This is a genomic window from Streptomyces sp. NPDC055400 (assembly GCF_053644375.1).
This window is the reverse complement of record NZ_JBSHLM010000015.1, coordinates 191,460-204,896: the sequence shown is the minus strand read 5'-3', so window position 1 is coordinate 204,896 and position 13,437 is coordinate 191,460. Positions and strand designations below refer to the sequence as shown.

Here is a 13,437-nt window from a genome sequence, read left to right as displayed (position 1 = left end):
GTCCCCCTCATCGTCCCGCACACGCGCCCGCGCGCCACCAGGGCCGATTGACGGCCCGTCACTCCAATGGACCCCCCGGAATGCGGCATCTCATATCTGAGATAGCCTGCCGACATGGCAGACGACTACCTCGTACGCATCGGCAAGCTCATCCGTGACGCCCGTCAGCACCGGGGCTGGACACAGTCGCAGCTTGCCGAGGCGCTCGGTACCAGCCAGAGCGCCGTCAACCGCATCGAGCGCGGCAATCAGAACATCAGCCTTGAGATGATCGCCCGCATAGGCGAAGCGCTCGACAGCGAAATCGTCTCCCTGGGCTACTCGGGTCCGATGCACCTGCGAGTGGTCGGCGGCCGTCGCCTGTCCGGGGCGATCGACGTGAAGACGAGCAAGAACGCCTGCGTGGCGCTGCTGTGCGCCTCGCTCCTCAACCGGGGACGCACCGTCCTGCGCCGCGTCGCCCGCATCGAGGAGGTCTACCGCCTCCTCGAGGTCCTGAACTCCATCGGCGTCCGCACCCGGTGGATAAACGACGGCGTCGACCTGGAGATCGTGCCGCCGGCCGCGCTCGACATGGACGCCATCGACGCGGCCGCCGCCCGCCGCACGCGCTCGATCATCATGTTCCTCGGCCCGCTCCTGCACCGCCTCGACCACTTCAAGCTGCCGTACGCGGGCGGGTGCGACCTCGGCACCCGCACCATCGAGCCGCACATGATCGCGCTGCGCCGGTTCGGTCTGGACATCACGGCGACCGAGGGGCTCTACCACGCACAGGTCGAGGCGGGGGTCTCCCCCGGCCGGCCGATCGTACTGACCGAGCGCGGCGACACCGTGACCGAGAACGCGCTGCTCGCGGCCGCCCGCCACGACGGCGCCACCGTCATCCGCAACGCGTCCTCGAACTACATGGTCCAGGACCTCTGCTTCTTCCTGGAGGCCCTGGGCGTACGCGTCGAGGGCATCGGCACGACCACCCTCACCGTGCACGGCGTGCCGCAGATCGACGTCGACGTGGACTACTCGCCGTCCGAGGACCCGGTCGAGGCGATGAGCCTGCTGGCCGCCGCGGTGGTCACCGAGTCCGAACTGACGGTGAAGCGGGTGCCGATCGAGTTCCTGGAGATCGAGCTCGCGGTCCTGGAGGAGATGGGCCTCGACCACGACCGCACGCCCGAGTACTTCGCGGACAACGGCCGCACGCGCCTGGTGGACCTCACCGTCCGGCCCTCCAAACTGGAGGCGCCGATCGACAAGATCCACCCGATGCCGTTCCCCGGCCTCAACATCGACAACGTGCCCTTCTTCGCGGCCATCGCCGCGGCGGCGCAGGGCAAGACCCTCATCCACGACTGGGTCTACGACAACCGCGCCATCTACCTCACCGACCTGAACCGGCTCGGCGGGCGCCTCCAGCTGCTCGACCCGCACCGCGTCCTCGTCGAGGGCCCGACGCGCTGGCGCGCCGCCGAGATGATGTGCCCGCCCGCGCTGCGCCCCGCCGTCGTCGTGCTCCTCGCGATGATGGCCGCCGAGGGCACGTCCGTGCTGCGCAACGTCTACGTGATCAACCGCGGTTACGAGGACCTGGCCGAACGGCTCAACTCCGTTGGCGCGCAGATCGAGACGTTCCGGGACATCTGACGCGATGGGCGCCGTTCAGGGCCGCGGGAAGAGGTTGAGCAGTTCCTCTTCCGCGGCCCATCGGCGTATCTGCTCCACGATCAGGCGCTCGGCGCGCGGGCGGAAGGCTGCCGAACCTCCGGCCACGTGCGGGGTGAGGAGGACTCCGGGGGCGTGGCGCAGGGCGTGGTCCGCGGGGAGGGGCTCCGGGTCGGTGACGTCGAGCGCGGCGCGCAGCCGGCCCGTGGCGGTCTCGGCGAGCAGGGCCTCGGTGTCGAGGGTGCGGCCGCGGCCGACGTTGACGACGAGGGCGCCGTCCGGCAGAGCGGCCATTTCCTTCGGGCCGAACAGGCCGACCGTGGCCGGGTTCTCGGGCAGGACGAGGACCACGATGTCGAGGCCGGGGAGCAGTTCGGGCAGGTCGGCGATCGCGTGGACCCGCTCGTCGGGGCGGGCGCGCCGGGCGACGCGGACGACCTCCGCCTCGCAGGCGAGGAGCCGCGTCTCCAGGGCCGAGCCGATCGAGCCGTAGCCGACGATCGCGACGCGGCTGTCCGCGAGTGAGCGCGTGAAGTGCGGGTCCCAGCGGCCCGCCACCTGGTCGGCCGCCCAGCGGGGCAGTTCGCGCTGGGCCGCGAGGACGAGGCCCAGCGCGTGCTCCGCGGTGGAGGCGTCGTGCAGGCCGCGGCCGTTGTGCAGGGTGACGCCCTCGGGCAGCAGCGGCTGGAGCTTCTCGACCCCGGCGCTGAGCGACTGGACGGCGCGCAGGCGCGGGAGCCGGGGCAGCAGGCGGTCGGCGTCGGGGACCGCGTAGGGCATGACCCAGAACTCCACGGCGTCCAGGGCGTCCTGCGGGAGTTCGGACGCGGGCGTCACTCCGTCCCACACGTGGACGCGGACGCCGTCGGGCCAGGGGCCGTGTCGCCGGTCGAGCTGCGGCCAGGGGACGAGCACGTCGGTTTCGGTCATCGCGGGTTTCTCCTTCGGCTGCTTGGCGTCGCGGCAGGCGGGCGAACCATTGACCCGGCCGCCACTCCCTCGTAACGTCTTCCCGCCCAGTGAAACACTTTCCATCTCACGGAAAACAGGGGGTCAAGGGATGACAGCGCCGTCGCCCTCCCGGCCGTCCACCGGCGGCTTCTGGAGCTCGACCCGCGCCCGGCACCTGATACCGGTCGCGTTCATCACGTACTCGCTCGCCTATCTCGACAAGTCCAACTACGCGATCGCGTCCGCCGGCGGCATGGCCGACGAGCTGCGTCTGTCCGCGGGCCTCGACTCGCTCATCGCCGCGTCGTTCTTCCTCGGCTACTTCTTCTTCCAGATCCCCGGCACGATCTACGCCGAGCAGCGCAGCGCGCGCCGCCTCGTCGCCTGGTCGACCGTGCTGTGGGGACTGCTCGCCGTGGTGCAGGGCCTGCTGAGCAGCCCGGGGCAGCTGATCGCCGTGCGGTTCGCGCTCGGTGTCGTCGAGGGCGCGGTGCTCCCGTCGATGGTGATGCTGCTCAGCCGCTGGTTCACGCACGGCGAGCGCGGCCGCGCCAACACCCTGCTCATCCTGGGCAATCCGGTCACCGTGATGTGGCTCTCCGCCCTGTCGGGCTGGCTGGTGTCGGTGACGGACTGGCGCGTGATGTTCATCGTCGAGGGCGTGCCCTCGGTCATCTGGGGCCTGTTCTGCCTACGCCTCATCAGGGACCGCCCCGAGGACGCCAAGTGGGTCGCGCCCGGCGAACTTCAGGCTCTGCGCGAGGACCGCGCCACCGCTCCGGCCGCCTCCGGGAACCTGCGCGAGGAGTACGGCAAGGTCCTGCGCTCGCGCCCCGTGCTGCTGATGTCGGTGCAGTACTTCTTCTGGTCGTTCGGCATGTACGGCTTCATCTTCTGGCTGCCGTCGATCGTGAAGAAGGGCTCCGGAGAGGGCATCGGCGCCACCGGTCTGCTGACCGCCGTGCCGTACGCGTTCGCGGTCGTCGCCATGCTGCTCAACTCGCGCCTGTCCGACCGCAGCGGGCGGCGCAAGGCGGCCGTGTGGCCCTGGCTCGCCGTCGGCGGACTCGCCCTCTTCGGCTCGTACGCGGCCGGGTCCCACTTCCCCGTGGCGCTCGCGCTGCTCGTGGTGGCCGGGCTGTGCCTGTACGCGCCCTACGGCCCGTACTTCGCCCTCGTCTCCACGCTCGCCCCGGCGGGCGTCTCGGGCGCGGCGGTGGCGCTGGTCAACTCGTTCGGCGCGCTCGGCTCGTTCGCCGGGACGTATCTCGTGGGCTGGGTACGCGGCACGTCGCTCGGCGACGCGGGGGCCTTCGCGTTCATGGCGGCGGGCGCGCTGGTCTCGGCCGCGCTGATGCTGGCGGTGCACGAGCCCCGGCCGTCCGGTTCACGCCCGGGTACGGTGAACCGGCAGCCCACCGCTGCCACCACCACCTGAGTGCGCCGGGACCGGTCCCGGCGTACGGACGCAGCACACGGGAGACGAGCAGCGTGACCACGACGTCCGGCGACGACATGCTCGGCCGGGGCCTGCGGCTCCTCACCGTGCTCGCCGACCATCCCGCGGGCCTGGGGGTGAGCGCCGCGGCCCGCGCCGCGGCGCTCCCGGTCAGCAGCGCCCACCGGCTCCTCGGCCGGCTCGCCGCCGAACGGTTCGTGGCGTACGACGAGGACACCCGGCGCTACGCCCTGGGGGCCCGGGTGCTCGAACTGTCGCGGGGTTTCCAGCGCTCACCGGCCGGCTACTCCGCGGCGGCGGCGCCGATGCGCAGGCTCGCCGACCGCACGGGCCTGCCCGCCATCGCGGGCATCCTCTACGACACGGACGTGCTGCTCGTCCTCACGGCGCAGGGCACCCAGCACCTCCAGCTGCGCAGCGCGGAGGGCACCCGTAACGCCTGGCACGCGACCTCGCTCGGCAAGGTCCTCGTCGCGGGCCTGCCCGGGCGCGAGCGCGACGAGCTGCTCGCGGCCGAGCTGGCCGCGGTGACCGGCCGCACGGTGACCGACCCGGCGGCGGTCCGCAAGGAGCTCGACGCCGTGCGCGAACGCGGCTGGGCCGAGGTCGACGAGGAGAACGAGGTCGGCGTCCGGTCCATCGCCGTCGCCGTGCCCTCCCCGCACGGGGAGGCGCCGCGCCTCGCCGTCTCGCTCGGCGCGGCCGTCGCCCTGACCGGCGCCGACGAACTGCGCGCGCACGTCCCGGCCCTGCGCGCGTGCGCGGAGGACATCGCGGCCCACATGGACCACTGAGCGGATCCGCGGGTGTGACGGGCGCCGCCCGGTGACATCCATCCCGGGAGGGCGGCCACCGGGCCCCCGCACCGCTCCCGGGAGGAACGCACGATGACCGAGCTGATGAAGGCCGTCCAGTACCGCGCGGTGGGTGCCGCCCCCGAAGTCGTGCGGATCCCCGTGCCCGCCCCCGGTCCCGGCCAGGTGCTCCTGCGCGTGACGGCGGCCGGTGTCTGCCACTCCGACATCGCCGTGATGAGCCTGCCCGCCGAGCAGCTGGGCTTCCCGCTGCCGCTCACACTCGGCCACGAGGGCGTCGGCACGGTCGCGGAGGTGGGTGACGGGGTGGCGGGTGTCGGGGTCGGCGACGAGGTCGCCGTCTACGGGCCGTGGGGCTGCGGCACCTGCGCCAAGTGCGCGCAGGGCAAGGAGAATTACTGTCTGCGCGCCAGGGAACTCGGCATCTTCCCGCCCGGTCTCGGCGCGCCCGGCGCCATGGCCGAGTACATGGTCGTGGACGGCCCCCGCCACCTCGTGCCGCTCGGCGGCCTCGACCCGGTGCGGGCGGTGCCGCTGACCGACGCCGGCCTGACCCCGTACCACGCGATCAAGCGGTCGCTGCCGAAGCTGGTGCCGGGGTCGGCGGCCGTCGTGATCGGCACGGGCGGGCTCGGGCACGTAGCGATCCAGCTCCTGCGCGAGCTGTCCCCGGCCTGGGTGATCGCGCTCGATGTGAACGAGGAGAAACTGGCGCTCGCCCGTGAGGTGGGCGCCCACGAGGCGATCCTGTCGGACGCCGAATCCGTGGGAATGGTACGGGAGTTGACCGGCGGCAGGGGCGCCGAGGCGGTCTTCGACTTCGTCGGGGCCGCACCCACGGTGGCCATGGCGGGCGACTGCGTGGCGGTCGAGGGCGATGTCACCGTCGTGGGCCTCGGCGGCGGCAGCCTCGCGGTCGGCTTCGGCACGACACCGTACGAGGTGTCGGTGACCGCCCCTTACTGGGGCAGCCGCAGCGAGCTGATGGAGGTGCTCGACCTGGCGCGGGCCGACGTCGTCTCCGTGCACGTGGAGACGTACGGCATCGACGACGCGCCCACCGCCTACCAGCGGCTGCACGACGGGACGGTGCGCGGGCGCGCGGTGATCCTGCCGCAGGAGTAGTCGCCCGGGACCGGCACCCCCTAGTCCGGCACGACCGCCAGACCGTCCAGTTCCACCAGTGCCTGCTCGTCCCACAGCCGGGTCGTGCCGATCACCGCCATCGCCGGATAGTCGCGGCCCGCCGACTCGCGCCAGATACGCCCGAGTTCACGGGCGTGGGTGCGGTAGTCGGCGACGTCGGTGGCGTAGACGGTGACGCGGGCGAGCGTGTCGGGAGTGCCTCCCGCGTGGCGCAGTGCGGTGAGGAGATTGGTCAGGGCCCGCTCGAACTGCTCCGGGAGCGTGTCGCCGGTGATCTTGCCGTCCGCGTCGAGGGCGGTCTGTCCGGCGAGGAAGACCAGGCGGCCGCCGGTGGCGGTGACGGCGTGCGAGAAGCCGGTGGCCGGGGAGAGTCCGGGTGGATTGATCCGCTCGATACCGCTCACGCGTACAACTCCTTGGCGATGATCGCGCGTTGGACCTCGCTGGCCCCTTCGTAGATGCGGGGTGCCCGCACCTCGCGGTAGAGGTGTTCGAGGAGGTGGCCGCGTTGCAGGGCGCGGGCGCCGTGCAGCTGGACGGCGGTGTCGACGACGTGCTGGGCGGTCTCGGTGGCCAGGAGCTTCGCCATCGCGGCGCGCTGCGGCACGTCGGGGGCGCCCGCGTCGTACGCCGAGGCCGCCGCGTAGACCATGAGGCGGGCCGCCTCCGTGCGCAGGGCGAGATCGGCCACCTGGTGGGCGACCGTCTGGAGGTCCTTCAGCTTGCCGCCGAACGCGTCGCGCCGGGCGGTGTGGTCGAGCGTCGCGTCGAGCGCGGCCTGCGCCATGCCCACGGCGAAGGCCCCGACGCTCGGGCGGAAGAGGTTCAGGGTGGTCATGGCGACGCGGAAGCCGCGGTCCGGTTCACCGAGCACGTCCTCGGCGGTGACCGGCACCGCGTCGAAGCCGAGGGAGCCGATGGGGTGCGGGGAGAGCATGTCGAGGGGGGTGCCGGTGAGGCCGGGGCGGTCCGCCGGGACCAGGAAGGCGGTGACGCCACGGGCGCCGGCGCCCTGGGCCGTACGGGCGAAGACGGTGTAGAAGTCGGCCTCGGGGGCGTTCGAGATCCAGGTCTTCTCGCCGATGAGGCACCAGCCTCCGGTGCCGTCGGGCTCGGCGCGCAGGGCGAGGGCCGCGGCGTCGGAACCCGCGCCCGGCTCGCTGAGGGCGAAGGCCGCGACGGCCGTGCCGTCGCTGACGCGCGGCAGCCACTGCGCGCGCTGCGCGTCGGTGCCGTACGCGTGCACCGGGTGGGCGCCGAGTCCCTGAAGGGCTAGAGCGGTCTCGGCCTCCGTGCAGACGCGGGCGAGGGACTCGCGCATCAGACACAGGTCGAGGGCGCCGGAGCGCAGCAGCCGCTCCAGGAGGCCGAGCCGGCCGAGCTCGGCGACGAGCGGCCGGTTCACCTTCCCCGGCTCGCCCTTCTCGGAGAGGGGTGCGAGCCGCTCGGCGGCGAGCGCGCACAGCTCGGCACACCAGGCGGTCTGTGCTGGGTCGAGCGAGAATGACGGAGCTGCGGACTGTGCGGTCATGTGTCGGCGCCTCCCGGTTCGCCGGCGGCTCGGGCCGGCTCCGTCACGTTATCGCGGACCGTTGACTGTCGTCACCATCACGATACGCTCGTTCCGCGAGCCCACCGACACCTGTTTGCGCGAGCCCACCATGACAAGGGGGCGCACGGCCATGACAGACGCTCCACCGCAGCACACATCGGCCCACGTCGACACCTTCGCGCGCGACCATCTCCCGCCGCCCGAACTCTGGCCCGACCTCGTCTTCGACCTCCCCGAACTGCGCTATCCGCAGCGGCTCAACTGCGGGGCCGAGCTGCTCGACCGCACCGTCGAGCGGTTCGGCGCGGAGCGTCCCGCGTTCCGCACCGGCGACGGTCAGGTGTGGACGTACGGGGAACTGCTCCGCCGCGTCGACCGGATCGCGCACGTACTCAGCGCCGAGCTGGGCGTGCGCCCGGGCAACCGGGTACTCCTTCGCGGCCCCACCACGCCCTGGCTCGCGGCCTGCTGGCTGGCCGTGATGAAGGCGGGCGCGGTCGCCGTCACCGTCCTCGCGCAGGCACGGTCGCAGGAGCTGGCGACGATCTGCTCCCTCGCGCGGGTCACGCACGCGCTGTGCGACGCCAGGACCATGGACGACCTGCTGAAGGCCGAGGTACCCGGGCTGCGCGTCACACCGTTCTGCGGCGAGGGGCCCGACGACCTCCTGCGGCGCGGCTGTGGACAGCCTGAGACGTACGACGCCGTGGCGACCGCCTCCGACGATGTCGCCCTGATCGCGTTCACTTCGGGCACGACCGGGCGCCCCAAGGGCTGCATGCACTTCCACCGGGACGTCCTGGCCATCGCCGACACGTTCGCGCGCCATGTCCTGCGGCCGAGGCCGGACGACGTGTTCGCGGGGAGCCCGCCGCTCGGTTTCACGTTCGGGCTCGGCGGTCTCGTCATCTTCCCGCTGCGGGCCGGCGCCTCGTCGCTGCTGCTGGAACAGGCCGGGCCGCGGCAGCTGCTGCCCGCCATCGCCGAGCACGGGGTGTCCGTCCTGTTCACCGCGCCGACCGCGTACCGCGCGCTCCTCGACGGGATCGACGGCACCGACGGGCGCGCCCTCTCCTCGCTGCGGCGGTGCGTCTCGGCGGGCGAGAACCTGCCGGCCGCGACCTGGCGCGCCTGGCACGAGGCGACCGGGATCCGCATCATCAACGGCATCGGCGCCACGGAACTCCTGCACATCTTCATATCCGCCGCCGACGACGCGATCCGCCCCGGGGCGACGGGCGTGCCCGTACCCGGCTGGCAGGCGCGCGTGATCGACGCGACCGGGGCCGAAGTACCGGACGGGGAACCGGGGTTGCTCGCCGTACGCGGCCCGGTCGGCTGCCGCTACCTCGCCGACGAGCGGCAGACGACCTACGTCCGCGACGGCTGGAACGTCACCGGGGACACGTATGTCCGCGATCCCGACGGCTACTTCCGGTACGTCGCCCGCGCCGACGACATGATCATTTCCGCGGGGTACAACATCGCGGGCCCCGAGGTCGAGGACGCGCTGCTGCGGCACCCGGACGTCGCGGAGACCGCGGTGGTGGGCCGCCCCGACGACGAGCGCGGGCAGATCGCGGTCGCCTACGTCGTGCTGCGCGAGGGCGCCCGCCGGAACCCGGACGCGCTGCGGGCGTTCGTGAAGGCCGAGCTGGTGCCGTACAAATGCCCGCGCGAGATCGTGTTTCTGGACGCGCTGCCGCGCACGGCGACCGGGAAGCTGCAGCGGTTCCGGCTGCGCTCCACCGGCGATCTAGAGTGACCACGTGTCCGACCTGCACACTCCCCGGTCCCTGATCGTCACCCTCTACGGCGCCTACGGGCGCGGCTTCCCCGGCGCCGTGCCGGTCGCCGAGCTGATCCGTCTCCTCGGCGCGGTCGGCGTCGACGCGCCCGCCGTGCGGTCCTGCGTGTCCCGCCTCAAGCGGCGCGGGCTGCTCCTGCCGGAGCGCACGGGGTCGGGAGCCGCCGGGTACGCACTGTCGCCGGCCGCGCGGCAGCTTCTGGACGACGGCGACCGGCGCATCTACGGGGCGCCGGCCGACGGGGCGGACGGCTGGGTGCTCGCGGTGTTCTCCGTGCCGGAGGCCGAGCGCGCCAAGCGGCACGTCCTGCGCTCACGCCTTGCCGGGCTCGGCTTCGGCTCGGCGGCGCCCGGCGTGTGGATCGCCCCGGCGGGCCTGCACGAGGAGACCCGGCACACCCTGGAGCGCCTCGGGCTCTCCCCGTACGTCGATCTGTTCCGCGGCGAGCACCTGGGGTTCGCGGCGACGGCGGACGCGGTCGCGCGCTGGTGGGACCTGGACCGTCTCGCCGCGCTGCACGAGGCGTTCCTGGACGAGCACGCGCCGGTGCTCGCCGCCTGGCAGGCCCGCTCCCCCGGCGACGCGGCTCCGGAGGAGGCGTACCGGGACTACCTCCTCGCCCTCGACTCCTGGCGCCATCTGCCGTACGCCGACCCGGGGCTGCCCGCCGGGCTGCTGCCTGCGCGGTGGCCGGGGACCCGCTCGGCGAGCGTGTTCCGGGCGCTGCACGAGCGGCTGCGGGACGCGGGGGCGGCGTTCACCACCGTCAACCACCCAGCGTGAGCCGGGGCTTGGGCGCGTCCAGACGTCCGGTCTGCGGTGGCCTGCTGCCCGCCTCGTACGGCTTCGGCCAGGCGACACCGGGGCCCGCGTAGCCCTGTTCGGCCGCCGCGTGCAGGGTCCAGTGCGGGTCGTAGAGGTGGGGCCGGGCCAGCGCGCACAGGTCGGTGCGCCCGGCCAGGATCAGCGAGTTGACGTCGTCCCACGAGGAGATCGCGCCGACCGAGATCACCGGGATCCCGGTCTCGTTGCGGATCCGGTCCGCGAACGGCACTTGGTAGGAGCGTCCGTAGGCGGGTTTCTCGTCGGCGACGACCTGGCCGGTCGACACGTCGATCGCGTCTGCGCCGTGCGCGGCGAAGGCGCGGGCGATCTCTACGGCGTCGGCCGCGTCGGTGCCGCCCTCCGCCCAGTCGGTGGCGGAGATCCGGACGGTCATGGGCCGGTCACCGGGCCACACTTCGCGTACGGCGTCGAAGACTTCGAGGGGGAAGCGCAGCCGGTTCGTGAGCGAGCCGCCGTACGCGTCGGTCCGGTGATTGCTCAGCGGCGACAGGAAGCCGGACAGCAGATAGCCGTGGGCGCAGTGCAGTTCGAGGAGGTCGAAGCCGGCGTCGGCGGCACGCACGGCGGCGGACGTGAACTGCTCGCGGACATCGGCGAGTTCGTCCCGCGTCAGCTCGTGCGGAATCTGGCTGCCCGGCTTGTACGGGAGCGGGGAGGCGGCGACCAGCGGCCAGTTCCCGTCGGGGAGCGGGTCGTCGATGCCTTCCCACATCAGTTTCGTGGAGCCCTTGCGGCCGGAGTGCCCGAGCTGGACGCCGATCGCCGTGCCGGGGGCCTGGGCGTGCACGAACTCGGTGACGCGGCGCCAGGCCGCGGCCTGCTGCGGCGTGTAGAGACCGGCGCAGCCCGGGGTGATGCGGCCCTCGGGGCTGACGCACACCATCTCGGTCATGACGAGTCCGGCGCCGCCGAGGGCCCGCGTGCCGAGGTGGACGAGGTGGAAGTCGCCGGGGACGCCGTCCTGGGACGAGTACATGTCCATGGGCGAGACGACGACGCGGTTGCGCAGGGTCAGCTCGCGCAGGCGCAGCGGCGTGAACATCGGGGGCGTGCCGGGCGGGCAGCCGAAGTCGCGCTCGACGGCCTCGGTGAAGCGGGGGTCACGCAGGCGCAGGTTGTCGTGCGTGACGCGGCGGCTGCGGGTGAGGAGGTTGAACGCGAACTGGCGTGAGGGCTGGTCGAGATAGAGGCCGAGATTCTCGAACCACTCCAGGCTGGCGCGGGCCGCGCGCTGCGTGGAGGCGACGACGGGCCGCCGCTCCGCCTCGTACGCGGAGAGCGCCTCGGCCGTGGTGGGCTGCTCCTGGAGGCAGGCGGCGAGCGCGAGGGCGTCCTCGACGGCGAGCTTGGTGCCGGAGCCGATGGAGAAGTGCGCGGTGTGCGCGGAGTCGCCGACGAGGACGACGTTCCCGTGCGACCACTTCTCGTTCACGACCGTGCGGAACGCGGTCCAGGCGGATTTGTTCGACCTCAGGCCACGGCCGCCGAGTGCCTCGGTGAAGATCTTGGCGCAGCGCTCGACGGACTCGCGCACGTCGGGCCCGTCGAAACCGGCCGCCCGCCAGACCTCCTCGCGCATCTCGACGATGACGGTGCTGTCGCTCGCCGAGTACGGGTATCCGTGCAGCTGCATGACGCCGTGCTCGGTCTCGGCGGTCTCGAAGCGGAAGGCGTCGAACGCGAAGTCGGCGGCGAGCCAGATGTAGCGGCAGCGGTGCTCCTCGATGTGCGGCCGGAACGCGTCGGCGTGGGCCTCGCGGGTCGCGCTGCGCACTCCGTCGGCGGCGACGACGAGGTCGTGGTCGCGGGCGAGGTCGGCTGCCGACGGGGCTTCCGAGCGGAAGCGGAGGTTCACGCCGAGCTGCCGGCAGCGCTCGTGGAGGATTTCGAGGAGCCTGCGGCGGCCGAGCGCGGCGAAGCCGTGGCCGCCCGAGGTGTGACGGGTGCCGCGGTGCACGACGTCGATGTCGTCCCAGCGCACGAACTCGGCCTGGAGCGCGGCGTGGACGACGGGGTCGGCGTGCTCGATGCCGCCGAGCGTCTCGTCGGAGAGGACGACGCCGAAGCCGAAGGTGTCGTCGGGGGCGTTGCGCTCCCAGACCGTGATGTCGCGGCGCGGGTCGAGCCGCTTGAGGAGGGCGGCGGCGTACAGGCCGCCGGGTCCGCCGCCGATGACGGCCACGCGCAGGGGTCCCATGGTCACCGCCCCCGCCACTTGGGTGCACGCTTCTCCGTGAAGGCCGCGTGGAACTCGGCGTAGTCCTCGCCGTTCATGAGGAGGGCCTGGGTCGCGGCGTCCATTTCGACGGCGGCGGCCAGCGGCATGTCGAGCTCGGCGGTGAGCAGCGCCTTGGTCTGGGCGTACGCGAGGGCCGGGCCCTCGGCGAGACGGCGGGCCAGGGCCTGCGCGGCCTCGTCGACCTGGCCCTCGTCGGTCAGCTCGCTGATCAGGCCGATGCGCTCGGCCTCCGGGGCGCGCACCGGCTCGCCCAGCATGAGCAGGCGCGTCGCGTGGCCGAGGCCGACGACGCGGGGCAGCAGATACGCGGCTCCCATGTCGCCGCCGGACAGGCCGACGCGGGTGAAGAGGAACGCGAAGCGGGCGCTCGGGTCGGCGACACGGAAGTCGGCGGCGAGTGCGAGGACGGCGCCGGCGCCCGCCGCGACGCCGTGCACGGCGGCGATCACGGGGAAGGGGCACTCGCGCACGGCCCGTACGACCTGGCCGGTCATCCGGTTGAAGTCGAGGAGCTGGGCGGTGTCCATGGCGAGGGTGGCGCCGATGATCTCGTCCACGTCACCGCCGGAGCAGAAGCCGCGCCCCTCTCCGGCCAGGACGAGGGCGCGTACGGAGCGCTCACGGGACAGCTCGGCGAGCAGGTCGCGCAGGTCGGCGTAGGCGCCGAAGGTGAGCGCGTTGAGCTTGTCGGGGCGGGCCAGGGTGACGGTGGCGACCCCGTCGTCGACGGCGTACCTCAGGTGCCGCCAGTCGTCGGTGCGGGGCGCGGAGCCGGTGAAGGGACTCATGGCGGTGCGGCCTCCTCGGGCGGGGGCGGCGGACGGGACGGCGCGCCTGCCTGGGGCACGTCGCCCCATGAAGTTATCACCGCTTCGTGACTTCCGTCACGAGTACGCTATACGCGATCCTGGCAGCGGGCCCACAGCCCTTGCAGGGCAAGTGCAGGGAGGCCAGAGCCG

11 protein-coding genes are annotated in these 13,437 nt (G+C 73.0%); 6 read left to right on the top strand and 5 right to left on the bottom strand.

What is annotated here, in order from left to right:
- Nucleotides 1–114: 114 nt before the first annotated feature.
- Entirely contained in the window at nt 115–1,644 is a 1,530-nt protein-coding gene (locus tag ACWIGU_RS33855; RefSeq protein WP_454405484.1) for a helix-turn-helix domain-containing protein, read from the top strand.
- A gap of 15 nt (nt 1,645–1,659) precedes the next feature.
- On the opposite strand, the gene ACWIGU_RS33850 is transcribed toward ACWIGU_RS33855, so the two are convergent.
- The gene (locus ACWIGU_RS33850) at nt 1,660–2,592 is read right to left on the bottom strand and encodes a 2-hydroxyacid dehydrogenase (protein ID WP_454405483.1); all 933 of its coding nucleotides are present in this window, start codon (nt 2,590–2,592) and stop codon (nt 1,660–1,662) included.
- 130 nt (nt 2,593–2,722) lie between these two features.
- On the opposite strand from ACWIGU_RS33850, the gene ACWIGU_RS33845 reads away from it, so the two are divergent.
- From ACWIGU_RS33845 to ACWIGU_RS33835, 3 genes are all read left to right on the top strand, one after another.
- Nucleotides 2,723–4,051, top strand: a complete 1,329-nt coding sequence (locus tag ACWIGU_RS33845; protein ID WP_454405482.1) for an MFS transporter — start codon at nt 2,723–2,725, stop codon at nt 4,049–4,051.
- Between the two features lie 53 nt (nt 4,052–4,104).
- Nucleotides 4,105–4,866: an IclR family transcriptional regulator gene (locus ACWIGU_RS33840; protein WP_454405481.1), complete on the top strand. Its 762-nt coding sequence runs from the start codon at nt 4,105–4,107 to the stop codon at nt 4,864–4,866.
- Between the two features lie 105 nt (nt 4,867–4,971).
- Nucleotides 4,972–6,012, top strand: coding sequence for an NAD(P)-dependent alcohol dehydrogenase (locus ACWIGU_RS33835; RefSeq protein ID WP_454405545.1), 1,041 nt, complete (start codon nt 4,972–4,974; stop codon nt 6,010–6,012).
- Nucleotides 6,013–6,032: 20 nt separating this feature from the next.
- Here the strand turns inward: ACWIGU_RS33835 and ACWIGU_RS33830 are convergent, their stop codons facing one another.
- Together ACWIGU_RS33830 and ACWIGU_RS33825 are read right to left on the bottom strand one after the other, a co-directional pair.
- Nucleotides 6,033–6,437, bottom strand: a complete 405-nt coding sequence (locus ACWIGU_RS33830) for a RidA family protein (RefSeq protein ID WP_454405480.1) — start codon at nt 6,435–6,437, stop codon at nt 6,033–6,035.
- Complete coding sequence (locus ACWIGU_RS33825; RefSeq protein WP_454405479.1) at nt 6,434–7,564, bottom strand: acyl-CoA dehydrogenase family protein; 1,131 nt, start codon at nt 7,562–7,564, stop codon at nt 6,434–6,436. Before ACWIGU_RS33825 ends, ACWIGU_RS33830 begins: the two co-directional genes overlap by 4 nt.
- Nucleotides 7,565–7,715: 151 nt before the next feature.
- Here ACWIGU_RS33825 and ACWIGU_RS33820 point away from each other — a divergent pair, with 151 nt between their 5' ends.
- Both ACWIGU_RS33820 and ACWIGU_RS33815 read left to right on the top strand, forming a co-directional pair.
- Nucleotides 7,716–9,350: an AMP-binding protein gene (locus tag ACWIGU_RS33820; RefSeq protein WP_454405478.1), complete on the top strand. Its 1,635-nt coding sequence runs from the start codon at nt 7,716–7,718 to the stop codon at nt 9,348–9,350.
- 4 nt (nt 9,351–9,354) lie between these two features.
- Nucleotides 9,355–10,176: a PaaX family transcriptional regulator gene (locus ACWIGU_RS33815; RefSeq protein WP_356281709.1), complete on the top strand. Its 822-nt coding sequence runs from the start codon at nt 9,355–9,357 to the stop codon at nt 10,174–10,176.
- Here the strand turns inward: ACWIGU_RS33815 and ACWIGU_RS33810 are convergent.
- Nucleotides 10,160–12,436 (bottom strand): bifunctional salicylyl-CoA 5-hydroxylase/oxidoreductase, encoded by a 2,277-nt coding sequence (locus ACWIGU_RS33810; protein ID WP_454405543.1) that lies wholly within the window; start codon nt 12,434–12,436, stop codon nt 10,160–10,162. The two genes, ACWIGU_RS33815 and ACWIGU_RS33810, sit on opposite strands and share 17 nt — an antisense overlap.
- A gap of 2 nt (nt 12,437–12,438) precedes the next feature.
- Complete coding sequence (locus tag ACWIGU_RS33805) at nt 12,439–13,266, bottom strand: enoyl-CoA hydratase family protein (RefSeq protein ID WP_100591225.1); 828 nt, start codon at nt 13,264–13,266, stop codon at nt 12,439–12,441.
- Between the last annotated feature and the right edge of the window lie 171 nt (nt 13,267–13,437).